This window comes from Streptomyces sp. SD31 (assembly GCF_052068475.1).
GTDB lineage: Bacteria > Actinomycetota > Actinomycetes > Streptomycetales > Streptomycetaceae > Streptomyces.
On sequence record NZ_JBQHCX010000006.1, the window covers coordinates 238,220 to 263,398 of the forward strand.

Sequence of the window (25,179 nt, forward strand, 5' to 3'; positions counted from 1 at the left end):
TGTCGCCGCCGACCGGCCGGGTCCGGCGCGCCGCCTCACCACCGGTCCAGCAGGTCGGCTGCCAGGGAGCGGGCGTGCCGGAGACGGTCGCCGTCGCCCTCCAGTCCGGCGCGTGCCATCGCGCCCTCCAGCAGGAAGGCCAGGTGCTCGGCCGTCGCGCGCGCCTCGTCGGGCCGGTCGGGCAGCAGCTGCTCCAGGTGGTCGGCGATCAGCCGCTCGACCTCCTCCTTGTGGGCGCGCACCACGGCCCGGCCCTCGTCTCCGGCCGGGAGTTCCGCGGCGGCGTTGAGCAGCCCGCAGCCGCGGAAGCCGTGCTCGTACGCGAACGCCGCGTGGTCGGCGTAGGCGTCGAACACCGCGAGGACGCCGTCGCGCGGGCCCTGGGCCTGCTCCAGGCGGGTCCGGTACAGGCCGAGCCACTCCTGGTGCCGGGCGTCGAGGTAGGCCCTGACCAGGTCGGCCTTGGAGGAGAAGTTGTTGTAGAGGCTCATCTTCGCCACGCCGGCCTCGGCGGTGATCGTGTCGATGCCGGTCGCCGCGACGCCGTCGGCGTAGAAGCGGCGGGCCGCCGCCTCCAGCAGCCGCTCCCGGGCCGGACGCCGTCTTCCGCCCGCTGTCGCACTCGGATCCGTCTCGCTCAACACAGCTCCACACTAGGTAGGTAGGTCTACCTAGCGTAAGGGGTGAGGTGCGGAGTCCTCGTGTGACGTTCAGCGGGTCTCGGTCGGTTCAGCGCTCCTGGTGCGCGGGACGCTCCTCGCGCACCAGGACATACCGACGGTCAAGCCCGGCTGGGTAGGGGGCTCAAGGGCCGCAGGCGGTGATCAGCGCCGCCACCTCCTCGGACACGGCCCTGGCGAGGACGTCGAGGTCCGGTACGGCCTCCGCGTCGGCGACGAGTCCGTAGTGGACGCGTCCGCGGTAGGTCGAGATGGCGACCGCGAGGGACTGGCCGCGCGCGAGCGGGGCGAAGGGGTAGACCTCGGTGACCGGGTGGCCGCCGAGCTTCAGGGCGATGCCGGGCAACGGCACGCTGGTGACCAGGATGTCGAACCAGAGCCGGGCCGCCTGGCCGACCAGCGGTCCGCCGAGCCGATGTCCGAGCGCCGGCACATGGTCCGCGAGCAGGGCGACAGCGCCCGCGCCCCGGTTGGGGCCGGCGTCCTTGTTGCGGTCCATGGCCGTACGCACCGTGGCGAGGCGGCGCAGCGGGTCCGGGTCGTCGACCGGGAGCCGTATCAAGTACCCGGAGAGCCGGTTGCCCTGTGGGTGGGCGGTGCGCGGCCGGCGCTTGGAGACGGGGATCAGGGCGCGGGGCGCGACGCCCTCGCTGCCGTCGCCGCGCTCGTCGAGCCAGCGGCGCAGGGCGCCCGCGACGACCGCGATGAGGACATCGTTGACGGTGCCGCCGACGGCCTTGCGGATCACGTGCACGTCATCGATGTCGACGACGACTCCGGCGGTACGGCGGGTGCCGCTCGGCTCCGCGGTCAACGCCGACGACGAGCGCGTCGCGAGGGTCGACGCGGCGACGGAGGCGCCGATGTCGAGGGCCCGCCCCACGTCGGACACGGCGCCGCGCAGCAGCCCCGGCAGCTTGCGCACATCCGGAAGGAGACCGCGCCGGGGCTCCTCGGGGCGGGGTTTGCGTGCGGGCAGGTCCATCGGGTCCAGGACGGCGGCGGCGAGGGTGAGCGCCCGCAGGCCGTCGGCGAGGGCGTGGTGGAACTTGAACAGCACCGCGAAGGACACGCCGTCCTCCCCCGGCAGCACATGCGCCTCCCAGGGCGGCCGGCCGCGCTCCAGCGGGCGCTCCATGAGCCGGCCCGCCACCGCCTGGAAGTCGGCGGCGGGGGCGTGCAGCCGGACATGGTCCAGGGGGTCGAAGTCGGGGGCGGGCTCGCGGGCCGCGCCACCGAAGGAGAACGGCTGGAGGAGGTCCAGCGGCTGCCAGGCGTCACGGATCCGCATCCGCAGCCCCGGCACGGCGGCGGCGCGCGCGGCGAGCAGGTCGGCCGCGTGGGCGCCGGCGGTGGGCGAGTGCGCCGTGAACACGCCCAGCGCACCCAGGTGCATGGGGTGTTCGGGGGACTCGATGCTCCAGAACGCCAGGTCGAGAGGGGCGAGCAGGTCAGAAGTCAATGGCTTGCCTCGCGTCGACGAAGGGTGGATCAGAAGTCAATCGCCCTGAAGCGATTACGGTCAAGTACGATCAAGCTACGCACAGTTAACAGCAGATTAAGTCCCACCCCTGGTGATAGGGGCGGGACTCATGGTGCATATGAGGTCACCTGAACACAGGTTGCGGCGCCGGGCATCCCGTGGGTGTCACCCGGGAGGCGTCACGGATGAGCACTTGGCGAGCGTCCCCGAGCGGCGCCGCACTCGCTTCACCGCTTCGCCGCGGAGGCCTCAGCGCCGGCAAGGAGCGCTCGCGCCTGCTCGCGGGCATGGCCGATGGGGTCCGGGAAGCTGTTCAGGCCATGGGCGACGAGCGCTCCTTCGTGGAGCAGCATGAGCGTCCGGCCCAGACGGCCGGCCCCGTCCGGGGTGATGTCCCGGGCGAGGTCGGTGAACAGGGCGAGCATCCACTGCTTCTGCCCGGTGATGATCGGGTAGGCCGGGTGGGAGGGGTCGCTGATCTCTGCGTGCGCGTTGACCATGCTGCATCCCTTGGAGCTGTACTTCGCCGACCACGCGCGTGAGGCGTCGAAGACGGCCGTGACGCGCGACGTCGGGGTCGGCCGTGCGGCGTCGAGGTGCTGGGCCAGGAAGGCACGCCAGCGTTCGTCGCGATCCGCGAGGTACTCCACGACGATCTGCTCCTTGGAGCCGAAGCGGTCGTAGAGGGTCTTCTTCGTCACCCCGGCCTCGGCGGCGATCAGGTCCACCCCGACGGCATGGATGCCCCGCTCGTAGAACAGCCTCCCGGCGGCCTCCAGGGCGCGCCGCGCGCCGGGCGTCATCGTGATCCGTCGCGGTCTGTCGGTGGTGCCCATGTCCACGAGTATACCGATCTGTATAGTGGGAGGGAGTTGGTATACCGATCTGTTTAGTTGAGCGCCAGGGAAGGACAAGGCATGAACTTCCTGCTCTCGATCGCCTTCGTGCTCTGCTGGAGTTCCGGGTTCATCGGGGCCAAGCTCGGCGCGGGCAGTGCGGCCGCGGTCACCATCCTGATGTGGCGGTTCCTGCCGCTGGCCGCCGTACTGGTCGTCGTCGCCCTCGCCTCCGGAACGTCGTGGCGGGGCCTCACGCTGCGGGACGTGGGCCGGCAGGCCGTGATCGGCGTGCTGTCGCAGAGCGGCTATCTGCTCACCGTGTACTACGCGATCCAACTCGGGGTCTCCAGCGGCACCACCGCCCTGATCGACGGCGTCCAGCCCCTCGTCGCGGGAGCACTCGCCGGACCGTTGTTGGGTCAGTACGTCTCGCGCAGGCAGTGGCTGGGCCTGTGCCTCGGGGTGAGCGGCGTCGCCCTCGTCACCGTGGCCGACGCCGCGGCCGGCACCGGGGCGGCCTGGTGGGCCTACCTCGTCCCCTTCCTGGGCATGTGCTCGCTGGTGGCGGCCACGTTCTTCGAAAGCCGCTCCCGCACGCGCGTCGCACCCGCGGTGTCGATGACCGTCCACTGCGCCACCAGCGCGGTCGTCTTCACCGCGCTGGCCGTGAGCGCCGGAGCCGCGAAGCCGCCCGCCGAACTCGCGTTCTGGTCCGCGATCACCTGGCTCGTGGCCTTGTCGACCTTCGGCGGTTACGGGCTGTACTGGCTCATCCTGAGGCGCTCCGGAGTCACCAAGGTCAACACCCTCATGTTCCTCATGGCTCCGGTCACGGCGGTCTGGGGCGCCCTCATGTTCGGCGAACCGTTCGGCCCGCAGACCGCGCTCGGCCTGGCCGTCGGCCTGGCGGCAGTGGTCATCGTGCATCGCGGCGACACCTCATCGCCCAGGGCCGACGGCACCCTTCATGAGCGATCGAGGTCGGAAGAGGCCGATGTCCCTGTCGTCCGTACCGCCCGCTAGGACACCCCCTGCCCCTTCCCCAGCGCGATCACCCCGCCCTTGGAAACGGTGTACAGGTCTGCGTCCCGCTCCGGATTGACGCCGATCGTCGCGCCGGGCGGCACCTCGACGTTCTTGTCGAGCACGGCACCTCGCACCACCGCGCCCCGCCCGATGCGCACGTTGTCGTGCAGTACCGCCCCCTGCACCACCGCCCCCGGGTCGACGACGACCCCCGGCGACAGCACGGACCGCGTGACCTGACCGCGTATGAGACACCCGGCGCTGATGATGGACTCGCTCGCCATGCCGCCCGCGTTGAAGCGGGCCGGGGAGAGCTGGCCCGAGTGGGTGTAGATGGGCCAGCTGCGGTTGTAGAGGTTGAAGGCGGGGCGCTCGGCGATGAGGTCCATGTGGGCGTCGTAGTACGCGTCCAGCGTGCCGACGTCCCGCCAGTAGCCCCGGTCGCGGTTGGTCTCGCCGGGGACGTGGTTGGCGCTGAAGTCGTACAGCTGGGCCTCGCCCCGGTCGGTGAGCTGGGGCAGGATCGAACCGCCCATGTCGTGCACGGAGTTCTCGTCCTCGGCGTCCCGCTGGAGCGCCTCGACGAGGGTCTTGGTGGTGAAGAGGTAGTTGCCCATCGAGGCGAAGACGGTCTCCGGGTCGTCCGGCAGGCCCGGCGGGTCGGCGGGCTTCTCCAGGAAGCGGTCCACGGTGAGGCCGTCCGAACCCGGGCTGATCACGCCGAAGGACGACGACTCGCTGCGCGGCACGCGGATGCCCGCCACCGTCACGCCCGCGCCGCTCTCGATGTGCTGGGCGAGCATCTGGCGCGGGTCCATGCGGTACACATGGTCGGCGCCGAACACCGCGACGTACTCGGGGCGTTCGTCGTAGATCAGGTTCAGGGACTGCAGGATCGCGTCCGCGCTGCCCAGGTACCAGCGCGGGCCGAGCCGCTGCTGGGCCGGGACGGGGGTGACGTAGTTGCCGAGCAGGCTGGACATGCGCCAGGTCGTGGTGATGTGCCGGTCCAGCGAGTGCGACTTGTACTGCGTGAGGACACAGATGCGCAGGATGTCGGCGTTGACGAGGTTGGAGAGGACGAAATCGACCAGGCGATACGTTCCTCCGAAAGTGACCGCGGGTTTCGCGCGGTCCGCGGTCAGGGGCATCAGGCGTTTGCCTTCTCCGCCCGCGAGTACGATTCCGAGCACCGAAGGTCCGCCACGACGCATGGCCGCTCCCCTCACCGTGGTTGATGCCAGCCTGCCCCTGAGTAGCGCGCGCTAAGCCTGTTTGAGGATCTCCCGGTAGAGCCGGACCGTCCGCCGTGCCACCGCGTCCCAGCCGAACTCCCCCACCGCGCGCTCCCGTCCGGCCTCGCCCATCCGGCGGGCGGCCTCCGGGTCGCCGATCACCGAGTCCAGGGCCCGCGCGAGTCCGGCCTCGAAGGCCTCGAAGTCGTCGCCCAGCGGCACGAGCAGACCCGTCTTGCCGTCGTCGACGACCTCGGGAATGCCGCCGACCCGCGAGGCCACCACGGGAGTTCCGCAGGCCATCGCCTCCAGGTTGACGATGCCGAGGGGCTCGTACACCGAAGGGCAGACGAACACGGCGGCGTGCGTGAGGAGTTGGATCACCTCCGGACGCGGCAGCATCTGCGGGATCCAGTGCACGCCCTCGCGAACCCGGCTCAGCTCCTGGTAGAGATCGCGGAACTCCTGGTCGATCTCGGGGTGTCGGGCGCGCCGGCGCACAGGACGACCTGCGCGGCCGGGTCGATGTCCCGTACCGCGCGCAGCAGATGGGGCACGCCCTTCTGGCGGGTGATACGGCCGACGAACAGGACGATCGGCCGATCGGCGTCAAGGCCGATGCGGTCCAGGACATCGGTGCCGTGGTCGGGCCGGTAGAGAGTGGTATCGATGCCGTTGTGCACGACGTGGACCTTGGCCGGATCCAGCATCGGATAGCAGCTGAGGATGTCCTCGCGCATGGCTCCGGAGACGGCGATCACCGCGTCGGCGGTCTCGATCGCGGTACGCTCGGCCCAGCTCGACAGGGCGTATCCGCCGCCGAGTTGCTCGGCCTTCCAGGGGCGCAGCGGCTCCAGGGAGTGGGCGGTCATCACATGCGGAATGCCGTACTGGAGCTTGCCGAGGTGGCCGGCGAGGTTGGCGTACCAGGTGTGGGAGTGGACGAGTTCGCGGCCTTCGAGTCCGGCGGCCATGGCGAGGTCCACGGAGAAGGTGCGCAGCGCGTCGTTGGCGGTGTCCAGCGCGGACCAGGGGCGGTGGCGCTGCACGCCCACCCCGCGGCCCTCGCCCCAGCAGTGCACCTCCAGGTCGACGAGATCCCTCAACTCCCGGGCGAGGAACTCGACATGGACGCCCGCGCCGCCGTACACGTCCGGCGGGTACTCCCGGGTCAGCAGTCCCACTCGCACCCGGAACCCCCTGTTCTCAGCGGCTGGTTGCCCTTTCATGGTCACCCAGATGTGGCGCGTGGGGAAGAGCGCGGGGGTCGTGGGAAGCAACAGTCACCGCACACGCCGCCGCCCGGCACGCGGTAGTAGAGGCAGCAGCTGCGGCGCCGGAACGCGGCTGCGGTGAGGGTGCCGGTGCCGGCGAGGAGGGGGTGGCCGAAGAGTTCGGTGCTCAGGGCACGGGCCCGGGCGGCGATCTCCGTACGGCCGCCTGCGCGCGCCCACTGGTCCAGTTGCCGGGCCGCTCCCGCGAGGGCGGATCCGGCGTTGCCCCACAGCAGGCCCGCCGCGACGCGGTACCGGGTGTGCAGGGCGGCGGTCAGCGGCTGAAGGTGTCCGTGCAGGACGACGTCGGCGATCGTCGCCGGGTCCGCGGGCAGGGGGCGCACCTGAGGGAGCCACAGGTCGTCGGGGGCGCTGCCGTCGGGGTCCCAGTGCAGCAGGCGCGGGTCGAGGTCGGGGACACTGCCGTACAGGGCGGCGCAGCCGAGCGTCACCGACCACAGGCGGGCCGCGAGTCCCTGCTGAGCCACGGAGACGGCGACCCGCAACTCGGGGGCGCCCAGGGCGTTCGCGACTTTCCGGACGCGGAAATCCAGGGGATTTCCCCGGGAGTCCGGTGCGGGTTCCGCGTACGCCTCCGCCAGGGTCGGAAGTGACCGAGGGGCGGCGGCTCCGGCGGTGCGTAGTACGAAGAAGCCGCCGAGCGGCCGGAGCGCGGCGAGGTCGGGGTCGAGGTCCACGAGGAGCAGTAGTACCAAGGCCCCTCGGGGTTATCACCTCGGGGTCTCCATCCGGGGTCACCAGCCTTGGGGATGAGACAGCCGCCGTAATACTCCATCGGCAGTACGACACAGTGCGTGCTCTGGTACGACGACGGGAAGAGCTTTTCGCGGCATCGTGTTGATTATGGAAGCCGACCGATCGCCACGCCGCGGTCACCGCCCCCGCCTCACGCAGAGGAGCAGCTCATGAGCGCCCTCGCGTTGTCCGTGCTCCTGTCGCTCATCTCCGCGGTCGCGTACGCGGGCGGGGCGATCGTGCAGGAGCGTGTCGCGGTGTCCTCCCCGGGGCAGCAGTTCGCGCCGATGCGCCGGCCGGGCTGGTGGGCGGCGGTCGCGCTGAACGGCCTCGGCGGCGTGCTGCACGTGGTGGCGCTGGCGTTCGGTCCGCTGAGCCTGGTGCAGCCGCTCGGTGCCCTGACGATCGTGTTCGCGCTACCGATGGCGGCGCTGTTCGTGGGCCGCAAGGCCGGGTCGACGGCCTGGCGGGGCGCGATCATGGCGACCGTGGGTCTCGCCGGGCTGCTGTCCCTGGTGGGCTCCTCCGAGGCGCAGTCGCTGGCCACGGCCGAGCGGGTGGGCGTGGCCCTGGTGACCGGTGGCCTCGTCGTGGCGCTGATGATCGCGGGCCGGGCGGCCCACCGCCATCCGGCGGTGCGCAGCATGCTGCTCGCGACCGGGTCCGGCATAGCCTTCGGCATGTCCTCGGTGTTCACGAAGGTCGTCGCCGTCGACTGGAACGGCGGGGTGTCCGCGGCCGACCTGCCGGCCCTGGCCACGATAGGCGTCTTCGCCACGGCCGGTCTGCTGCTGTCCCAGGCCGCCTACCGGGGCGCGGGACTCGCGGCCCCGCTGGCCACGCTGACGGTCGTGAACCCGGTGGTGGCGGCCGCGGTCGGCATCACGATGTTCGGCGAGATCTTCCGGTACGGCACCACGGGCACCGTACTCGCCCTGGGCTGCGGCGTGGTCTCGGCGGGTGGCCTGATCCTGCTGACGACGGAGCGGATCGCGCGTACGGAGGAGGCGGCCGAGCGGGCCCTGCCCGAGCCGACGCGGCCGGCTGTGGAGCCGGTGCCTGCCGAGGAGCTGCTCGCGGGCGTTCCGGAGCAGACCGGGCCCATGCCGGGCGAGGAGATCCTCGTACCGGACAGTGACGAGATTCTCGTGCCGGACCGTGACGAGATCCTCGTACCGGACAGGATCGAGGGCATCCTCATACCCGCCCAGGTCGCGGAGGGCGCGTACGAGGACGGCGAGGCGCCGCGGCCCGAGGGCGACCCCCCGAACCTCTACGGCCCCTTCTACGGCGGCCCGTACGTCCCGACGCCGGTCCTCGACCGGCACCGCATCCGCGTCAAATCCTGACGCCACCGGCCCGGAGATAGGCCACCGGGTCGATGTCCGCGCCGAAACCGGGCCCCGTCCGCACCTCGAAGTGCAGATGCGGGCCCGTGCTGTTGCCCGTGGACCCGGAGCGGCCGATGCGCTGACCGGCTGCCACCGACTGCCCGGCCTTCACGGAGATGGCCGAGAGGTGGGCGTACTGGCTGTAGCGGCCGTCGGTGTGCCGGATCACCACCTGGTAGCCGAAGGAGCCGCCCCAGCCCGCGTCGACCACCTGACCTGCCCCGATGGACTTCACGGAGGTACCGGTCGGGACGGGAAAGTCGACGCCGGTGTGGTAGCCCTTCGACCAGGACGACCCGGCCTTGCGGTACGGGGTGCCCGCGGGGGAGCTCACCGGGGCGACCAGCGAGCGACTGGCCGTAGTGGACTGCTTCTCCCGCTCGGCGGCGTCACGGTCGGCAGCTTGCCGGTCCGAAGAGGTCTTCTTCTCGGGCGAGGACGTGGCGGGGGAGGCCGGCCGGGTCTTCGTCGGGGCGGCCTTGCCGCGCAGCGCGAGCCGCTGACCGGGCAGGATCAGGTCCGGGTCGGCTCCGATGGCCTTCCGGTTCGCGGCGTACAGCCCCTGCCAACCGCCCTTGACCTGCTGCGACTCGGCAATCCCCGAAAGTGTGTCGCCGCGGACCACGGTGTACATCTCGGCCGTGCCCGCCCGCGACTGGGGCGTGGTCTGCGGCTGGACGTCCTGCACCGAGGTCTTCCTGGTGGTGCCGGCGGGGTGGATGTCGGGGGTGTCCCCGCCCTGGGTCAGCCCGGCCCGCACCGAGCACTGCGGCCAGGCACCCGGTCCCTGCCCGTCCAGCACCTTCTCCGCGACGGCGATCTGCTGGTCCTTGGTGGCCAGATCCGCCCGTGCCGCGTACCGCGTACCGCCGTAGGCCTCCCACGTCGACTGGGCGAACTGCAGCCCGCCGTAGTAGCCGTTGCCGGTGTTGACGTGCCACCGGTTGGTCGACTCGCACGCGGCGACCTTGTTCCAGGTGTCCACGTCGGCCGCCTGCGCGACACCGGTGCCGATGAGCGGGAGCGCCATACCGGCGCCGCCCGCGGTGACGGTGAGCGAGGCACGGTTGATCCTGTTCGGCTGGTACCGGCGGTGCCGACCGCGTACGGCCATGACGGAGCCCCCCATTGACATGCGTCAGGAGGGGCAAAAGTAAGCGCTGCGAACAGGCCATGACAAGACGGCAATTCAGCCGCTCGTCCACGCCAAGTGGCGCGGAACAGACGCACGTTGCCCGGTGCCCGCTACAGCTGAGTGCGGTGGGGCCTTCCGTGCGTATCTGCCTGCGCGACATCGCGCCACCCCGGGTGTGCGGTCGGAGAACCGGCACGTCAGGATGGACGATGGGGCAGTACTGGCGGGCATGACCGGCACCGCTGATATATCGAGGTCACTAGGAGCCAACGTATGAGCACTTCGGCGCAGATCGGCGTCACGGGTCTCGCGGTCATGGGCCGCAATCTCGCCCGCAACTTCGCCCGCAACGGCTACACGGTCGCGGTGCACAACCGGACGCCGGCGCGCACGCGGGCGCTCGTGGAGGAGTTCGGGAGCGAGGGCGAGTTCATCGCGGCCGAGAGCGCCAAGGACTTCGTGGCGGCGCTGGAGCGGCCGCGGCGCCTGGTCATCATGGTCAAGGCCGGTGAGCCGACCGACGCGGTGATCCAGGAGTTCGCGCCGCTCCTGGAGCCCGGCGACATGATCATCGACGGCGGCAACGCGCACTTCGCCGACACCCGGCGCCGGGAGCGCGACCTGCGCGAGCAGGGCATCCACTTCGTCGGCATGGGCGTCTCCGGCGGCGAGGAGGGCGCGCTGCACGGGCCGAGCATCATGCCGGGCGGCCCGAAGGAGTCGTACGACTCGCTGGGCCCGATGCTGGAGAAGATCTCGGCGAAGGCGGCGGACGGGGCGCCCTGTGTGACGCACGTGGGTCCGGACGGTGCCGGGCACTTCGTGAAGATGGTGCACAACGGCATCGAGTACGCCGACATGCAGCTCATCGGCGAGGCGTACCAGCTGCTGCGGGATGTCGCCGGGTACGAGCCCGCGCAGATCGCGGAGATCTTCCGGACCTGGAACACCGGCCGTCTTGACTCCTACCTGATCGAGATCACCGCCGAGGTGCTGTCGCACGTGGACGCGGCGACGGGCAAGCCGTTCGTGGACGTGGTGGTCGACCAGGCCGAGCAGAAGGGCACAGGACGCTGGACCGTGCAGATCGCCCTGGACCTGGGCGTGCCGGTCTCCGGCATCGCGGAGGCGGTCTTCGCCCGCTCCCTGTCCGGGCACGCGGCGCTGCGGGACGCGTCCCGCGGGCTGGCCGGGCCCAAGGCGTCGCCGCTGAGCGAGGCGGAGGCGGGGGCGTTCGCCGACCGGGTGGAGCAGGCGCTGTACGCGTCGAAGATCGTGTCGTACACGCAGGGCTTCCACGAGATCGACGCGGCGCGCGCGGAGTACGACTGGGACATCGACCTGGGTGCCGTCTCGGCCATCTGGCGGGGCGGCTGCATCATTCGCGCGGCGTTCCTGGACCGGATCCGCGCGGCGTACGACACCCGGGCCGATCTGCCGAGCCTGCTGGCCGACGACACGTTCGCGCAGGAGATCGCCGCGGCGCAGGACGACTGGCGTGAGGTGATCGTCGCGGCGACCCGGCAGGGGGTGCCGACGCCGGGGTTCGCTGCGGCGCTCGCTTACTACGACGCGCTGCGGGCCGAGCGGTTGCCTGCGGCGCTTACGCAGGGGCAGCGGGACTTCTTTGGGGCGCACACGTATCGGCGGACCGATCGGGAGGGGTCGTTCCACACGTTGTGGGGCGGGGATCGGTCGGAGGTGTCCGCCTAAGAACTCGGGGGCGGTCGTATCGCGGGTGCGGGTGCGTGGGGGTTTGCCGCGCAGTTCCCCGCGCCCCCTCAGGGCGTTGCGGTGGGCGGCGATTTCTCGTCGCCCACCGCTCCGCGTTCACTGCCTGCCGCGTTCTCGTCGCCCCCTCAGGTCAGTGGTGGGCCTGGCTCCGGGTTCGGTACCGGCTCCGGTCCCGGGGGGATCGGTGACGGGGAGGGTTCCGGGGGCGGGCTCGGGGTCGGAGGCGGAACCGGGCTCGGAGGTGGGGGTGGGGTCGGCTCAGGGGGGCGGGCCGGGTCCGGGGGCTGGGGTTCCGGACCCGGTGTCGGGCCCGGGGTCGGGCTCGGGTGGACAGGATCCGGGTGGACGGGATCCTGATACGGGTTCGTCATGGCGTCCTCCGGCCAATCGGTGCACGTCGGCTCTGGACTACTCCCCCGCGTACCCGACGGCCGCGCCGCCAGTCACTCACCCGCGTCACCCCGGGCGCCCAGGTGGGTCTACCGCGGGTGCAGAGCCCGGGCACCCGCCGCCAGCCCGAGGCGAGGGCTGGACAGTACGGGCACCGGTGTCGTGGTCAGTTGCCGGGCCCGGGTGAGGGAGACCTGCGCGAGGACGACCGCGTCGGCGTCGGTGACCTGGTCCGCCGCGGAGGCCACCAGACGGGCACAACCATCGACGTCCCCCGCGTCGAAGCGCTCCCACGCGCCCTCGACGAGGCGGGTCCGTACATCGACGGGGCGCCCCGCACGGCGGGCCTCCTCCTCGATCAAGGACACCGTCGGACCCAACGTGCTCTCCACCGTGGCCAGGACCACGACCCGAGGCCCCTCGGCCACTGCGGCCGCCGCCATCGGACGGTCCACGCGCAGCACCGGCACCCCGGCCTCGGCGGCGGCCGCCTCCGCGATGGCGCCGATGGTCGAGCAGGTGCACAGCACGGCCCGCGCACCGTCGGCGACGGCCTCGCGCAGCGCGTCCCGGACGTCGTCCACGACGGATTCGGGGCCTTCTCGGCGGGCCCGGGCCAGCAGTTCCTCGTCGATGAAGTGGCGCAGTTGCAGGCCTTGATGGTCTTCGTCGCGCAGTGCGTCGAAGACCGGGACGTGCAAGGGCGAGGTGTGCAGGAGGGCGAGCATCAGAACCTCCCCGGGTGCTCCCGCAGCCAGTCCTGCGCCGCCTCCAGCAGGCCGGGGTCGGCTGCCGGGGCCTCGTCGGGGTGGCGTTCGGCCCACTTCACGACGTACGGGCACAGGGGCGCGACGACGACTCCCTCGCGCGCCGCCGTGCCGTACAGCTCGCGCGCCAGGGAGCCCGCGATGCCCTTCCCCTCGTGGGCCGGCTCCACGATGGTGTGGACGGGGACGAGGGCGCGCGCCGGGGATTCGAGGACGAAGTACTCGATGCGGCCGACCACTTCGTCGCCCTGGAGCGCCTCCAGGCGGCCGGCCGACCGGTCGTCGCGGATCTCGATGTCAGTCATGGCGCGCTCCTGGTCTTGACCTCGGGTCAGGCCGTCGGCACGGCCTGCGGGCTGCGCTCCTGGTCGGAGCCCGGCACCGGCTCGGACGGGTCGGCGCCCAGGGCCACGATCCGGTTGGCTCCGTCCACGTGCACGACCCGCGGCTCGAACTCCCGCGCCTCGGCATCGGTCATCTGAGCGTAGCTGATGATGATCACCAGGTCGCCGGGGTGGACGAGATGGGCGGCGGCACCGTTGATCCCGATGCCCCCCGAGCCGCGCTCGCCCTCGATGACGTACGTCTCCAGGCGGGCGCCGTTGGTGATGTCGACGATGTGGACGAGCTCGCCGGGGAGCAGGTCGGCGGCGGCGAGCAGGTCCGCGTCGATGGTCACCGATCCCACGTAGTGCAGGTCGGCCTGGGTGACGGTGGCGCGGTGGATCTTGGACTTGAAGAGAGTACGCAGCACTTGGGCGCTCCTGCTGTTCGGCTCCCTGCCTGCTTGTGCAGGTCAAGGGCGGTTTCACTCTGCTCTGCCCTCGGTGTCGACAGGCGCAACCAGCGTACGGAACGGCACTGTGGGCCGCATTGAGAGCCCCGTCACTGAGCTGCTGGGCCGCGCGCGCCAAACTCGGGTCCCGGGCCCTCCTCACCTGGCATTATGAGGGCGAACGGAGATCCACCCGTTCTGTGTCGCAGTGGGGGCGAGGGGCAGTGCCACATCGGAATTCAGCTGACGATCACCTGCACGCCCTTCACCAGCAGGGCTGGGAGGCCGCGTGTTCTCTCCACCGACACCTGAGCAGCGGAGGGGAGTTGGCCCCCATCGCCACTCCAGGCGTGCTGCTCGAAGCGGGTGAGATCGCATACGGCGACGTGTCGGCGGATTACGCGCGCTTTTATGGCACGAACGTGACCTACAACCAGCGCTCGGGCTTCTACTTCGGGTCACCGCTGTTCGTCGCCGCCGGGCTGGTCGGGGACGCGCTCGCCAACAACAGCGCCCGCAGCCGGGCGCAGGCGATGGCTCAGGCACAATGGCGCGACTTCTCCCCCTGCCGCGCGATACTCACCGACCGTCGCATGCTGCTGCACGTCGCGGCCGAGAACCGTTGGGTGACGCTTCGGCACCACGAGATCATCAGCTTTCTTCCCGTGCTCGATCAGTGGGCGCTGTTCACCGACTACCAGCAGTGGGAGCCGATGCGGCTGTCCGGACCGACCGTGCCATGGTTGACCGCCGCGACGATCTCTGTGCTCAACCGGGGCCGGTCCGAGTACCAGCAGCTGCCTCCCCTGCCGCTGCCGGACTGATGTCCAAACCGTCAGGCATTCCAGAACCTGAAGGCTCTGTCGGTCACTTGCTGCGCTGTAGCGTTCCGGTGTCCTCCGCACTCGGCACCTTGTAGTTCAGGCTGCCGTCGCCCGAGGGGGTCAGGACGACGTCGACTTCGTCGACGCAGTTCAACGGGCTGCTCTCCTTGGTGATCTCCTCTCGGACCTGTACCGAATACCCGGTGTCCATGGTGAGGATCCATCGGCCGCTGCACGCCAGCGACGGGTAGTCGACGGTGGCCACCTGGTCGCCGAGCTTCCCGCCCGTGTAGTTCACCTTGATCGAGTAGAGGTCGCCCTCCGGCTCGCGCACGTTGCCGGTCCACTTGCCCTTGTAGTCGGCAGGGGACGCCTTCGGCGACCCGGACGCCCCCGAGGTGCCCGAGTTCTCGTTTCCTTTGAGGTCGGGAAGCTTCACGGCCAGGACGATGGCGAGTACGGCGACGGCGGCCAAAGTGAGCAGCACGGAGCCGACCCGCTTCCTGCGGCGGCCGCCCGGCTGGAAGCCTCCCGGTACCGGCGGCATCGGCGGCGTGGCCACCGTTGCACGTGGTGTCGGCATCGGCGGCATGGGGGTCGGCGTCGGCGTGGGTACCGGGGGCATCGGTACCGGCGTCGGAGCGCCCGGCGGCGGAGGCGGGACGCGCCCGCCCTGCATGGTCGGCAGGGCGTGCACGCCGTCCCCGCCACGGCCCGCGGCCGGGTTGTCGACCTGGGTCGGCGGCGGCGCCTCCTCGAGGTCGAGGAGGCTGGAGGCGTGTCGGCCGAGCTCCGCTGTCAGGGCGCCCGGAAGCCACGCGTCCGAGGTGGCATCCGCCGTGGCCGCCTCTGCCGTCGCCACGATCTCAGGCAGCGGAATTCGGTTCTCGGGCTGTTTGGCGAGGCACCGCCCCACGAGCTCGGCGAGCGGCTCGGGCATCCCCTCCAGGTCCGGGTCGTCCTCGGTCGCCCGCAGCATGAGCGCGTGGGCGCCGCTGTCCGGGCCCCCGAACGCCTGTCGGCCCGTAGCGGCGAACACCAGCACCAGGCCGAGGCTGAACACGTCGCTCAGCCCGGTGATCTCGCTGCCCAGGATCTGCTCGGGCGACATGTACCCCGGAGAGCCGACCATCGCACCGGTGCGGGTCAGCACGCTGGCGTCCGCCGCGCGGGCGACGCCGAAGTCGATCACCCGGGGACCGTTGACCGTCAGCATGACGTTCGACGGCTTGAGGTCCCGGTGCACCAGCCCGCAGCCGTGGATGCTCTGCAGCGCACGCGCCAGACCGGCGGCCAGATGCCACACGGACTGCTCCGGCAGTGGCCCGCAGATCTCGGTCACCGCCTGGTGCAATGTGGGGCCGGCGACATACCCGGTGGCAACCCAGGGCGTGTCCGCCTCGGTGTCGGCGTCCAGGACCGGGGCCGTCCACTCCCCGCCCACCCGCCGCGCCGCGGCCACCTCCGCGCGGAACCGGCGGCGGAACTCCGCGTCGTACGCCAACTGCGCATGGACCAGCTTCACGGCGACCGTGCGCCCCCGCCGCGACCGCCCAAGGAATACCTGCCCCATGCCCCCGGCCCCGAGCCGTCGGAGCAACCGGTAGTCCCCGACCTGCGTGGGATCGCCGGGCCGCAAGTTCTCCATGATCGTTTCGTCCCCCTGTTTCCCTCGCCCGAGTGCTGCGGACAGTGGTGCACTCGATATCGGCTCAGCGTGGCACTACAGGCCGACGCTCATTACAACATCACCGGTTGCGCCTGCGGGCGTCACAGGTGCATCACGCCGCGATCGAGCGACGTCGGCCGAGGTGTGGTGAGGCCGGCGCATCGACCCGACTCTCTCCCCGGGATTGGCCGTCGTGCGCACGGGTACTCAGACGATCTTCGGGAGACCGGCAGCCTGCCGGCGTGGGAAGGAGAAGCAGCCGTGCCTGACGAGAAGGTGAAGAACGTCTTCGTGATCGGGCTCGACGAGGCGAATCTGCCGACCCTCCGGCAGATCCCGGGAGCGGAGTCGCTGTGCTTCCACCAGTTGCTGACGATCGATGAACTGCAGGTCGGCGAGGTCGAGTTGCCCGCTCTGATCGACAAGGCCCAGGCCGTGCTCGACGCCTTCGAGGGAAGTGTCGACGCGATCGTGGGCTACTGGGACTTCCCGGTCAGCACCCTCGTCCCGATTCTGAGCGAGCGCTACGGCACCCGCAGCACGAGCCTGGAGTCGGTGGTGAAGTGCGAGCACAAGTACTGGAGCCGGCTGGAGCAGCAGAAGGCCACCGACCGGCACCCCCGCTTCGGCAGGGTCGACCTGGCGGCCGAGCCGCCGCGGCCGCCCGAGAACGTCGGGTTCCCGATGTGGGTCAAGCCCGCGCTCTCGTACTCCTCCGAACTCGCCTTCGGCGTCGAGGACGACAAGGAGTTCCGCGCGGCCGTCGCCGAGATACGCGAGGGCATCAGCCGGATCGGCCGCCCCTTCGAGCACGTCCTCGACCGCATCGACCTGCCGCCGGAGATGGCCGGCGTCGGCGGCCAGGTCTGCCTGGCGGAGGAGGCGATGTCCGGGGTCCAGGTCGCCGTGGAGGGATACGTCCACCGGGGCGAGGTGACCGTCTACGGGGTCCTGGACTCCATCAACTACCCCGACTCGCCGTGCTTTTTGCGCCACCAGTACCCCTCGACCCTGCCGCAACCGGTCATCGCGCAGCTCCACGACGTCAGCGAGCGCGTGATGCGACAGATCGGAATGGACTCGGCCACTTTCAGCATCGAGTACTTCTACGAGCCGCGGACCCAGGAGATCAGCCTGCTGGAGATCAACCCCCGGCACTCCCAGTCGCACGCGGAGCTGTTCCAGTACGTCGACGGCGTGCCCAACCACCACTGCATGGTCCGCCTCGCGCTCGGCGAGGACCCGCGCATGCCGCACCGCGAGGGTCCGTACGCGAGGGCGGCGAAGTGGTACCACCGCTGGTTCACCGACGGCGTGGTGCGCCGTGTTCCCGGGCCCGAGGACATCGCGCGCATCGAGCGGGAGACCCCGGGCGTGCGCATCGACGTGGTCCCCGAGGAGGGCAGCAGGCTGTCGGACCTCCCTCAACAGGACAGCTACAGCTACGAGTTGGCGCACATCTTCACCGGCGGGGCGAACGAGGAGGAGCTGCGGGAGAAGTACGACCACTGCGTGGCCGCCCTGGGCCTCGCCTTCGAGGAAGCCCCGCGAGAGTAAGGAGCACGTCGGTCCATGCGTTACGTGACCAACCTGCCGTACGCGACCAAGGAAGAAGAGCACGTCACGATCCCCATGTCCGACGGGGTCCGGCTCTCCGCGCACATCTGGCGCCCCACCTCCTCGGACCACGAGCCGGTGCCCGCGGTGCTGGAGTACATCCCGTACCGCAAACGCGATCTGACGGCCGTACGCGACTCGATCCACCACCCCTACATCGCCGGGCACGGCTACGCCTGCGTCCGCGTCGACCTGCGCGGCACCGGCGATTCCGAGGGTGTGCTGCGGGACGAGTACCTGGAGCGGGAGCAGGCCGACGCGGAGGAGGTCCTGGCCTGGCTGGCGGAGCAGCCCTGGTGCGACGGCGGCACGGGGATGATGGGCATCTCCTGGGGCGCGTTCGCGGCGCTCCAGGTCGCGGCCCGCCGGCCACCGAGCCTGAAGGCCATCGTCATCGCGTCCTTCACCGACGACCGCCACGCCGACGACATGCACTACATGGGCGGCGCCCTGCTGTCGGACAACCTGGCCGAGGCGGGCACCATGTTCGCCTACGGCACCTGTCCCCCGGACCCCGCCGTGGTCGGTGACCGCTGGCGCGAGATGTGGCGCGAACGGCTGGAGCACACGGAGCCCTGGGTCCTGCCGTGGCTCCGTCACCAGCGCCGCGACGACTACTGGCGGCATGCCTCGGTGTGCGAGGACTACAAGAGCGTGCGCTGCCCGGTGCTGGCCTCCAGCGGCTGGGCAGACGGCTACTCCAATGCCGTGACCCGGCTGCTCGGCAACCTGGACGTGCCCCGCAAGGGGCTGATCGGCCCCTGGTCGCACAAGTTCCCCCACCTCGGGGAGCCCGGGCCCGCCATCGGCTACCTCCAGGAGGTCGTGCGGTGGTGGGACCACTGGCTCAAGGGTGTCGACAACGGCGTCATGGACGGTCCCATGCTGCGGACCTGGATGCAGGACAGCGTGCCACCCTCCACCTCCTACGAGGAGCGGCCGGGACGCTGGGTCGGTGAGCCCGAGTGGCCCTCCCCGCACATCCGGCCGGTCACCCATCCGCTCACCCGGCACCGGATCGAACCTGCGCAGGCCGCGCCCGGCGCGGGGCGGGCGCCCGACGGCGACGCGATGACCGTGCAGTCACCGCTGTCCGTCGGCCAGTTCGGGGGCAAGTGGGCCTCCTACAACGCGCCCCCGGACCTGCCGTACGACCAGCGCGAGGAGGACGGCGGTTCACTCGTCTTCGACAGCGAGCCCCTGACCGAACGGCTGGAGATACTCGGCTCACCGAGCGTGGAACTCGATCTGTCCGTCAGTGAGCCGGTCGCCATGGTGGCCGCGCGCCTGTCCGACGTGAGCCCCGACGGCGCCGCGACCCGTGTCTCGTACGGCCTGCTCAACCTCACCCGACGCGACAGCACGGAGTCCCCGGAGCCGCTGGAACCGGGCCGACGCTGTCGTGCCACCATCCCGCTGAACGGAGTGGCGCAGGCATTCCCGCCGGGCCACCGCATCAGGCTCTCCCTGTCCACGTCCTACTGGCCGCTCGCCTGGCCGCCGCCGCAGCCGACGCTGCTCAGCGTCCACGAGCACTCCAGCACGCTCACCCTGCCGGTCCGGCCGGTCGACGAACCCGATGACATGCCGCCGAGCCCCTTCGACGAGCCCGAAGGCACACCACCGCTCCCCACCCATCAGCTGACGCCGTCCGATGAGCGGTGGGAGGTGAAGCGGGACCTGGTCGGCTACCACGCCGAGCTGGAGATCGTGAAGGATCGCGGCACGGTCCGCTTCGACGGCATCGACCTCGAGGCCGGCCGCCGCGCCTACGAGCGCTATGCGTCGATCGCCGACGACTTCACGTCGGTGACCGGCGAATCCACGTGGACCATGAGGTTCCATCGGGGCGACTGGGACGTACGGGTGGTCACGCACACCGAACTCAGCTGCGACCGGGAGAACTTCTTCGTGGACGCCACCCTGGACGCGTACGAGGCCGACCGCCGTGTCTTCTCCCGCACATGGAACGAGCGCGTGCCACGCGATCTGCTCTGACGTGCGCTCAGGGGCGCCGCCAGGAGTCGTCCGGGAGATGAGAACCTGCCTGCGGTCCCATCCGGAGCATCCCCCCGTCCACCACCCATGAGGCACCGGTGACATAGGACGCGTCCGGACCGGCGAGGAAGGCGATCACGGCTGCGACCTCCCGGGCGTCGCCCGGACGGGCCAAGGGCACGCCGGGCCGCCGTTCGGCGGTGACGTCGGTGTCCGTCTGACCCGTCATCGGGGTGGCGATCTCCCCCGGAGCGACGGCGTTGACGGTGATCCCGTGCTCGGCCAGTTCCAGCGCCATGACCTGGGTGAGCAGCCCGAGCCCGCCCTTGGCCGCGCAGTACGGCGCCGCGCCCACACGTGGTTGGTGCTCGTGGACGCTGGTGACGTTGATGATCCGGCCGCCGCCGCCCTGCTCGATCATGCGGTGGGCGGCGCGCTGACCGCACAGGAACGGTCCGACCAGATCGACGTCGATGACCTGGCGCACGGTAGCGAGGTCGAGGTCCAGGAACGGGGTCATCGTGCCGGTCCCGGCATTGTTCACCAGTACGTCGATCCTGCCGAGTTCGTCGGCCAGCCGGTCGACGACCCCTGCGGCCTCCGGGAGCCGGGTCAGGTCCAACTGCTCGATCGCGGCCCGACGCCCGGTCGCCCGCACCTCGTCCGCCGTCCGCCGTGCCCCGGCGTCGTCGCGGTGCCAGGTGATGCCGATGTCCATGCCGGCCTCCGCCAGCCGAACTGCGGTGGCGCGGCCGATACCGGAGTCGGATCCGGTGATCAGGGCCACAGGGGCGGTTCCAGGGCCGGTGGCGTCGTGCTGCGGTTCCATGCGGGCTCCAGGTGTCGCGTCCGGTGCGGCCACCGCGTACCCCGCACTGGTCCCACCACACCGGTGTCGGTGTTTCCCCGGGGCTCGCGGCGCGGCACACCGCGTTTCCGGGAAAGGGCCGGCGGGCACCCGGCGCGCAGGTAGCCGGGCGGAAGGGACACGCCATGCACGACCGAACTCGCTCCGACGCACGTCACCCGGTGCAGACCCGACACACCGGTACCGCCCTTCTGGGCATTTACCTCAACGATCATCTGGCGGGTGCCACCGCCGGTGCCGAGCGGGCACGCCACATGGTGCGGTCGTACGGCGGTACGGCCCTCGCGGCGGCGATGGGACCGGTCTCCGCCGAGATCACCGAGGACCGGGCCACCCTGATCGACCTCATGGAACGGCTCGACATCCCGGTACGGCACTACAAGGTCTACGCGGGGCGGATGTCCGAGCGGGTGGGGCGGTTGAAGAGCAACGGCCGGCTCGTACGCCGTTCCCCACTGAGTCCGCTGCTGGAACTGGAGACGCTGCGGCTGGGAGTGGAGGGCAAGGCAGCCCTGTGGCAGACGCTGCGTGAACTCGCCGACCACGAGGAACGCCTCGACCCGAGCCTCCTCGACGACCTGCTCGAACGGGCCCGAAGGCAACAGGGCGTGCTGGAGGAGCTGCGCCGCCGGCAGATCGGGCCAGCGCTGCAGGAGACGTAAAGGGCGGGGTCCCGGCACTGCACCGGGACCCCGGTCTCATCGGATCACTCCACCGCGGTGGGCCTGCGCGACGCCGACATCGCCTCGTCGACGTCGGTCAGCGGGCGCAGCCGGTAGGTGTAGGAGTAGTCGCGGCTCGCGAACAGCTTGTACTCGTCGTGGGTGTGGGCGCCCCAGCTGTTGTCTCCGCCCAGGCCCATCTGCCGGTGGTTCACGCGGAGGACGACCTCGTCGCGCGGGGTGAGCTGGTAGTCGTGGCGGACTCCGGACGACAGGTCCTCGGGGGTGAAGTGGGAGGCGTTGACCTCCAGCAGGGGCTCGCCCGAGACGAGCAGGCCGGTGCCGGCGCCGTCGGTGAGCGCGACCCAGCGGACGTCGGTCTTGTTGCCGTTCTCCTGGGGGCGGATGTACGGGGTCCACTGGCCGGAGACGGTCCCGGAGTACACGCCGACATCGGTGCCGTCATTGCGGTCGCAGTAGTTCTCCTCGGGTCCGCGGCCGTAGTAGCGCAGACGCTCGAAGCGCCCGGGCAGGAGCAGCAGCGTGCCGACCTCCGGGATGTACGGCAGGGACGCCGCGCCCGGGCGCAGGGTGTTGTCGACCTTGATCTCGCCGTTGCCGAACACTGTGTAGGTGGTGCTGTACGTCGACGCGACCGTGGTGGGCAGTGTGCCGCTGACCTTGATCTCGACGGCCTTGTCGCGCAGGGCGCGCACGCTGACGTCCGTCACCTTGCGCCGGGCGCCCGCGTCGCGCCAGGTCTGGTTGCGGGTGTGCTGGCCGTTGCCGCGGTCGTTCTCGGTGGGTGCCCGCCAGAAGTTCGGCACGGGCCCGGAGGTGATGAGCCGGGTGCCGCGGGCCTCGTACGAGGTGATGACGCCGCTGCTCTTGTCGACGGTCACGGAGAAGCCCTGGCCCTTGACCGTGACGTCGTTGTCCGCGTCCTCGTACCGCAGTGCCGGCACGCTTGCCAGCGGTGCGGGCGTCACGGCCGGGGTGTCGGCGTCGACGGGGAGTTGCTGCTTGGCCACCTCGAAGCCGGCCTTCGCCCACGGGGTGGGCTCCTTGGTGGTGAAGGACAGCTGGAGGAAGTACTCGGTGCCCGGCGCCGGGTCGTCCGGCAGCCGCACCGGCACCGTGATGTCCTTGCCGCTGAGCGGGGGGACGTCCAGTTGGGTGCGGCTCAGCTTGCCGCGCCGGACGACCTCGCCGTCGGCGACGAGGGCCCAACGGCCGTCGAACTCACGGAGGTTGGTGAACAGGTACTCGTTGGTGAGGGTGATCGCCGCTCCGGGAGCCAGCGAATCTCCGGAGGCGGGTGCCGCGCCCACGGCCTGGTAGACCTGCTTGACCTCGGCCGCCTTGCCGGTGAGCCGGCGGTCCGCGGTGATGATGCCGTCCGCGTTGGAGGTCCCGTCGTTGGGGTTGTCGCCCCAGTCACCGCCGTACGGGAAGAAGGTCTTGTCGCGGGGCCGCTTCTCGGTGAGTTCGACGGTGGCCGCGTCGAACCAGAACCGTACGCCCTCGTCGCCGGGGCCGCGGCTGTCGGAGCCGAGTTCGGCCGCGCTCAGCGCGCGGGCGTACACGCGTGCCCGGCGGATCGTGCCGCTGAACTCCCGGGTGGGGTTGTCGACGTCGGTGGCGAGCGCGAGGGGCGCGGTGTTGCTGCTGGGCTTGCGCGTGGTGGTCCGGGTCGCCTTGACCGCACCGTCGACGTAGAGGGTCAGGGTGCCGGCGTCGGCGTCGAAGACACCGGCGATGTGGTGCTCGCTGCCGGTCCAGTCGTCCGGGAGGGCCCAGTTCGCGGTGATCCACTGACCGCCGCCGTAGATGAAGAACTCCAGGGTGCGGTCCGACTGCTTCAGGGCGTACTGGGTGTCGCCCTTGGCGATGATCGGCTGGTGGTAGCCGGTGTAGTGCGGGGTGACCCAGGCTTCCAGGGTGAGCGAGCCCGTGAGGTCGAGGCGCTCGTCGCGGGCGAAGACGGTGGCGCCGGAGACACCCTTGGCACGGTCGAAGGTGCCGCTCGCGGTGAGGACCTCACCGCGCACCCCGCCGGGCCCGGACTCGGTGAGGATCTTGCGGGCGGGCACGGGCCAGCTCAGGGACTGGTCGACGAAGTCCCAGATCCAGCCGCCCTGGAGGACGTCGTAGCGGCGGACGAGGTCCCAGTACTTCGTGAGGTTGCCGTTCGAGTTCCCCATCGCGTGGGCGTACTCGATCATGACGTACGGCCGGGTGTCCGCCGTGTCCTTGGCGCGCTGCTCGACGCGGGACGGGCTGTCGTACATCTCCGAGCGGATGTCGCTGATCGTCGGCCGGTCGTCGCCCTCGTACTGGATGACGCGCGTGGTGTCGTAGGACTTGATCCAGTCGTGCATGGCGACGAAGGTGCTGCCGCCCCCGGCCTCATTGCCGAGCGACCAGATGACCACCGAGGCGTGGTTCTTGTCGCGGTGGACCATGCTCTGGGCGCGGGCCACGCAGGCCTTGGTCCAGTCCGCGTGGTTGCCCGGGTACTCGCCGCGGATGCCGTGGGTCTCGAGGTTGGTCTCGTCGACGAGGTACAGGCCGTACTCGTCCGCGAGTTCGTACCACAGCGGGTTGTTGGGGTAGTGCGAGGTGCGGACGCTGTTCATGTTCATCCGCTTGATGATCTCGATGTCCTTGACCATGTGCGCGCGGGTGAGCGTCATGCCGCTGTCGGGGTGCATCTCGTGGCGGTTCGTGCCCCGGAAGGAGACGGGCTGCCCATTGATCCGCATCAGGCCGTCCTTGAGCGCGAACTCGCGCAGGCCGACGCGGTGCGAGAGCGTCTCGATCACCTTGCCGGCCGGATCGCGGAGGCGGAGGACGGCCGTGTAGAGGTTCGGGTGCTCGGCGGACCACAGCTCGGGCTGGGGCACGGCTCTGCTCGCCCGGACGGTCACATCGTCACCGGCGGGGGCGGACGCGAGGTCGACGGCCTGCTGGAGCGGGCGGGACCAGACGGCGTGGCCGCGGGAGTCGTACAGCTGCGTCTCGACGGAGTAGCCGCCTTCACTCGGCCCCCCGTATGAGCGGACGCTCGCGGTGACCGCCAGCTCGGCGGCCGTGTAGTCGTCGCTCAGCGGGGTGTCCAGCTTGAAGTCGCGCAGGTGGACGTCCGGCGTGGAGTAGAGGTAGACCGAGCGGAAGATGCCGCTCAGCCGGATCATGTCCTGGTCTTCGAGCCAGTCCCCGTCGGAGAATCGGTACACCTCCACGGCGATCCGGTTGGTGCCGGACTTCAGGTGCGGGGTGATGTCGTACTCGGCGGGCGTGAACGAGTCCTCGGCGTATCCCACCAACTCGCCGTTGATCCATACGTAGTGCGCGGACTTGACCCCTTCGAAGTGCAGGAAGGTCCGCCGTCCCGCCCAGCCGCGCGGCACGGTGAAGGTGCGCCGGTACTGCCCCACCGGGTTGAAGCGCGTCGGCGCAGCCGGGGGCTGTGCCTCCTCGCCGAGCCCGTTGGGCCCCCACCACGGGTAGGTGATGTTGACGAAGATCGGACGGTCGTAGCCGTGCATCTGCCAGACGGAGGGGACGGGGATGCTGTCCCAGTCGCTGTCGTCGACGTCGGTGCGGTAGAAGTCGGTGTCGCGGTCGTCGGGGCGGTCCGCGTAGGCGAACTTCCACTTGCCGTCGAGGCTCAGCCGGTACGGTGAGCGGGTGCGGTCGGCGTCCAGCGCCTGCCTGACGTCCGCGTACGGCATGAGGGTGGTGTGCGGCGGCTGGGTGCCGATCCGGAAGACGTCGATGTGCCCGTTCCACTCCGGGGTGCCGTCCGCCGCCCCGGCCCCGTCGGCCGCGTGCACCGTGGCGGCGGACGATCCGGACAGGGCGAGCGCGCCGAGGACGGCGGCTCCGCCCTCCAGGAGGCGACGCCGGCTGACGGGCACGCCTTGGGGGCTCGGATGGCCGGCGAGGGACTCGGGAGCGTGCGGCATGACCGTGGCCTTCCTCGGGACGACAGTGCGCTGTGCGGGACTTGAGGGAGCGTCAGATCGTGTGCGGTGCTGTTGGCAAACCGAA

The 25,179-nt window shown here is 70.8% G+C and carries 19 protein-coding genes and 1 pseudogene; 7 read left to right on the top strand and 13 right to left on the bottom strand.

Features of this window, described 5'->3' with window-relative positions; translation table 11 throughout:
• Nucleotides 1-35: 35 nt before the first annotated feature.
• From ACTMVF_RS15330 to ACTMVF_RS15340, 3 genes are all read right to left on the bottom strand, one after another.
• A complete protein-coding gene (locus tag ACTMVF_RS15330; protein WP_441271567.1) occupies nucleotides 36-641 on the bottom strand; it encodes a TetR/AcrR family transcriptional regulator in 606 nt (201 codons plus the stop codon).
• Between the two features lie 163 nt (nucleotides 642-804).
• Nucleotides 805-2,142 carry a wax ester/triacylglycerol synthase family O-acyltransferase gene (locus ACTMVF_RS15335; RefSeq protein ID WP_441271568.1) on the bottom strand — a complete coding sequence of 446 codons (1,338 nt, stop codon included), beginning with the start codon at nucleotides 2,140-2,142 and terminating at the stop codon, nucleotides 805-807.
• A 248-nt stretch (nucleotides 2,143-2,390) separates the two neighbouring features.
• Nucleotides 2,391-2,999: a TetR/AcrR family transcriptional regulator gene (locus ACTMVF_RS15340; RefSeq protein WP_441271569.1), complete on the bottom strand. Its 609-nt coding sequence runs from the start codon at nucleotides 2,997-2,999 to the stop codon at nucleotides 2,391-2,393.
• 81 nt (nucleotides 3,000-3,080) lie between these two features.
• Here ACTMVF_RS15340 and ACTMVF_RS15345 point away from each other — a divergent pair, with 81 nt between their 5' ends.
• Nucleotides 3,081-4,025, top strand: a complete 945-nt coding sequence (locus tag ACTMVF_RS15345; protein ID WP_441271570.1) for a DMT family transporter — start codon at nucleotides 3,081-3,083, stop codon at nucleotides 4,023-4,025.
• Here the strand turns inward: ACTMVF_RS15345 and glgC are convergent.
• The 3 genes and pseudogenes from glgC to ACTMVF_RS15360 all read right to left on the bottom strand — a co-directional run bounded on the left by glgC (nucleotide 4,022) and on the right by ACTMVF_RS15360 (nucleotide 7,253).
• Nucleotides 4,022-5,242, bottom strand: a complete 1,221-nt coding sequence (gene glgC, locus ACTMVF_RS15350) for a glucose-1-phosphate adenylyltransferase (RefSeq protein ID WP_441271571.1) — start codon at nucleotides 5,240-5,242, stop codon at nucleotides 4,022-4,024. The genes ACTMVF_RS15345 and glgC overlap by 4 nt on opposite strands.
• A gap of 51 nt (nucleotides 5,243-5,293) precedes the next feature.
• A pseudogene (gene glgA, locus ACTMVF_RS15355) lies at nucleotides 5,294-6,453 on the bottom strand (glycogen synthase).
• 41 nt (nucleotides 6,454-6,494) lie between these two features.
• Nucleotides 6,495-7,253 carry a (2Fe-2S)-binding protein gene (locus ACTMVF_RS15360; RefSeq protein WP_441271572.1) on the bottom strand — a complete coding sequence of 253 codons (759 nt, stop codon included), beginning with the start codon at nucleotides 7,251-7,253 and terminating at the stop codon, nucleotides 6,495-6,497.
• A 210-nt stretch (nucleotides 7,254-7,463) separates the two neighbouring features.
• Here ACTMVF_RS15360 and ACTMVF_RS15365 point away from each other — a divergent pair, with 210 nt between their 5' ends.
• Nucleotides 7,464-8,642: a DMT family transporter gene (locus ACTMVF_RS15365; protein WP_441271573.1), complete on the top strand. Its 1,179-nt coding sequence runs from the start codon at nucleotides 7,464-7,466 to the stop codon at nucleotides 8,640-8,642.
• Here ACTMVF_RS15365 and ACTMVF_RS15370 read toward each other — a convergent pair.
• The gene (locus ACTMVF_RS15370) at nucleotides 8,632-9,798 is read right to left on the bottom strand and encodes a transglycosylase family protein (protein ID WP_441271574.1); all 1,167 of its coding nucleotides are present in this window, start codon (nucleotides 9,796-9,798) and stop codon (nucleotides 8,632-8,634) included. The two genes, ACTMVF_RS15365 and ACTMVF_RS15370, sit on opposite strands and share 11 nt — an antisense overlap.
• 294 nt (nucleotides 9,799-10,092) lie before the next feature.
• On the opposite strand from ACTMVF_RS15370, the gene gndA reads away from it, so the two are divergent.
• The gene (gene gndA / locus ACTMVF_RS15375) at nucleotides 10,093-11,532 is read left to right on the top strand and encodes an NADP-dependent phosphogluconate dehydrogenase (protein ID WP_441271575.1); all 1,440 of its coding nucleotides are present in this window, start codon (nucleotides 10,093-10,095) and stop codon (nucleotides 11,530-11,532) included.
• Between the two features lie 500 nt (nucleotides 11,533-12,032).
• On the opposite strand, the gene ACTMVF_RS15380 is transcribed toward gndA, so the two are convergent.
• Genes ACTMVF_RS15380 through panD form a run of 3 tightly spaced genes read right to left on the bottom strand, consistent with a single transcriptional unit; the run spans nucleotide 12,033 to nucleotide 13,464 of the window.
• Nucleotides 12,033-12,671, bottom strand: coding sequence for an aspartate/glutamate racemase family protein (locus tag ACTMVF_RS15380; protein WP_441271576.1), 639 nt, complete (start codon nucleotides 12,669-12,671; stop codon nucleotides 12,033-12,035).
• On the bottom strand, nucleotides 12,671-13,015 hold the full coding sequence (locus tag ACTMVF_RS15385; RefSeq protein WP_441271577.1) for a GNAT family N-acetyltransferase: 345 nt from the start codon (nucleotides 13,013-13,015) through the stop codon (nucleotides 12,671-12,673). Before ACTMVF_RS15385 ends, ACTMVF_RS15380 begins: the two co-directional genes overlap by 1 nt.
• Before the next feature lie 26 nt (nucleotides 13,016-13,041).
• Nucleotides 13,042-13,464 (bottom strand): aspartate 1-decarboxylase, encoded by a 423-nt coding sequence (gene panD, locus ACTMVF_RS15390; protein ID WP_441271578.1) that lies wholly within the window; start codon nucleotides 13,462-13,464, stop codon nucleotides 13,042-13,044.
• A 371-nt stretch (nucleotides 13,465-13,835) separates the two neighbouring features.
• Here panD and ACTMVF_RS15395 point away from each other — a divergent pair, with 371 nt between their 5' ends.
• Nucleotides 13,836-14,309 carry a hypothetical protein gene (locus ACTMVF_RS15395; protein WP_441271579.1) on the top strand — a complete coding sequence of 158 codons (474 nt, stop codon included), beginning with the start codon at nucleotides 13,836-13,838 and terminating at the stop codon, nucleotides 14,307-14,309.
• A gap of 43 nt (nucleotides 14,310-14,352) precedes the next feature.
• Here the strand turns inward: ACTMVF_RS15395 and ACTMVF_RS15400 are convergent, their stop codons facing one another.
• A complete protein-coding gene (locus ACTMVF_RS15400; RefSeq protein ID WP_441271580.1) occupies nucleotides 14,353-15,957 on the bottom strand; it encodes a serine/threonine-protein kinase in 1,605 nt (534 codons plus the stop codon).
• Between the two features lie 282 nt (nucleotides 15,958-16,239).
• On the opposite strand from ACTMVF_RS15400, the gene ACTMVF_RS15405 reads away from it, so the two are divergent.
• The gene (locus tag ACTMVF_RS15405; protein ID WP_441271581.1) at nucleotides 16,240-17,535 is read left to right on the top strand and encodes an ATP-grasp domain-containing protein; all 1,296 of its coding nucleotides are present in this window, start codon (nucleotides 16,240-16,242) and stop codon (nucleotides 17,533-17,535) included.
• A 15-nt stretch (nucleotides 17,536-17,550) separates the two neighbouring features.
• A complete protein-coding gene (locus tag ACTMVF_RS15410; RefSeq protein WP_441271582.1) occupies nucleotides 17,551-19,593 on the top strand; it encodes a CocE/NonD family hydrolase in 2,043 nt (680 codons plus the stop codon).
• Nucleotides 19,594-19,600: 7 nt separating this feature from the next.
• Here the strand turns inward: ACTMVF_RS15410 and ACTMVF_RS15415 are convergent, their stop codons facing one another.
• Nucleotides 19,601-20,422, bottom strand: a complete 822-nt coding sequence (locus ACTMVF_RS15415; protein WP_441271583.1) for an SDR family oxidoreductase — start codon at nucleotides 20,420-20,422, stop codon at nucleotides 19,601-19,603.
• A 164-nt stretch (nucleotides 20,423-20,586) separates the two neighbouring features.
• Here ACTMVF_RS15415 and ACTMVF_RS15420 point away from each other — a divergent pair, with 164 nt between their 5' ends.
• Nucleotides 20,587-21,123, top strand: a complete 537-nt coding sequence (locus ACTMVF_RS15420) for a hypothetical protein (protein ID WP_441271584.1) — start codon at nucleotides 20,587-20,589, stop codon at nucleotides 21,121-21,123.
• A gap of 44 nt (nucleotides 21,124-21,167) precedes the next feature.
• On the opposite strand, the gene ACTMVF_RS15425 is transcribed toward ACTMVF_RS15420, so the two are convergent.
• Nucleotides 21,168-25,094: a glycoside hydrolase family 2 TIM barrel-domain containing protein gene (locus ACTMVF_RS15425; protein ID WP_441271585.1), complete on the bottom strand. Its 3,927-nt coding sequence runs from the start codon at nucleotides 25,092-25,094 to the stop codon at nucleotides 21,168-21,170.
• Between the last annotated feature and the right edge of the window lie 85 nt (nucleotides 25,095-25,179).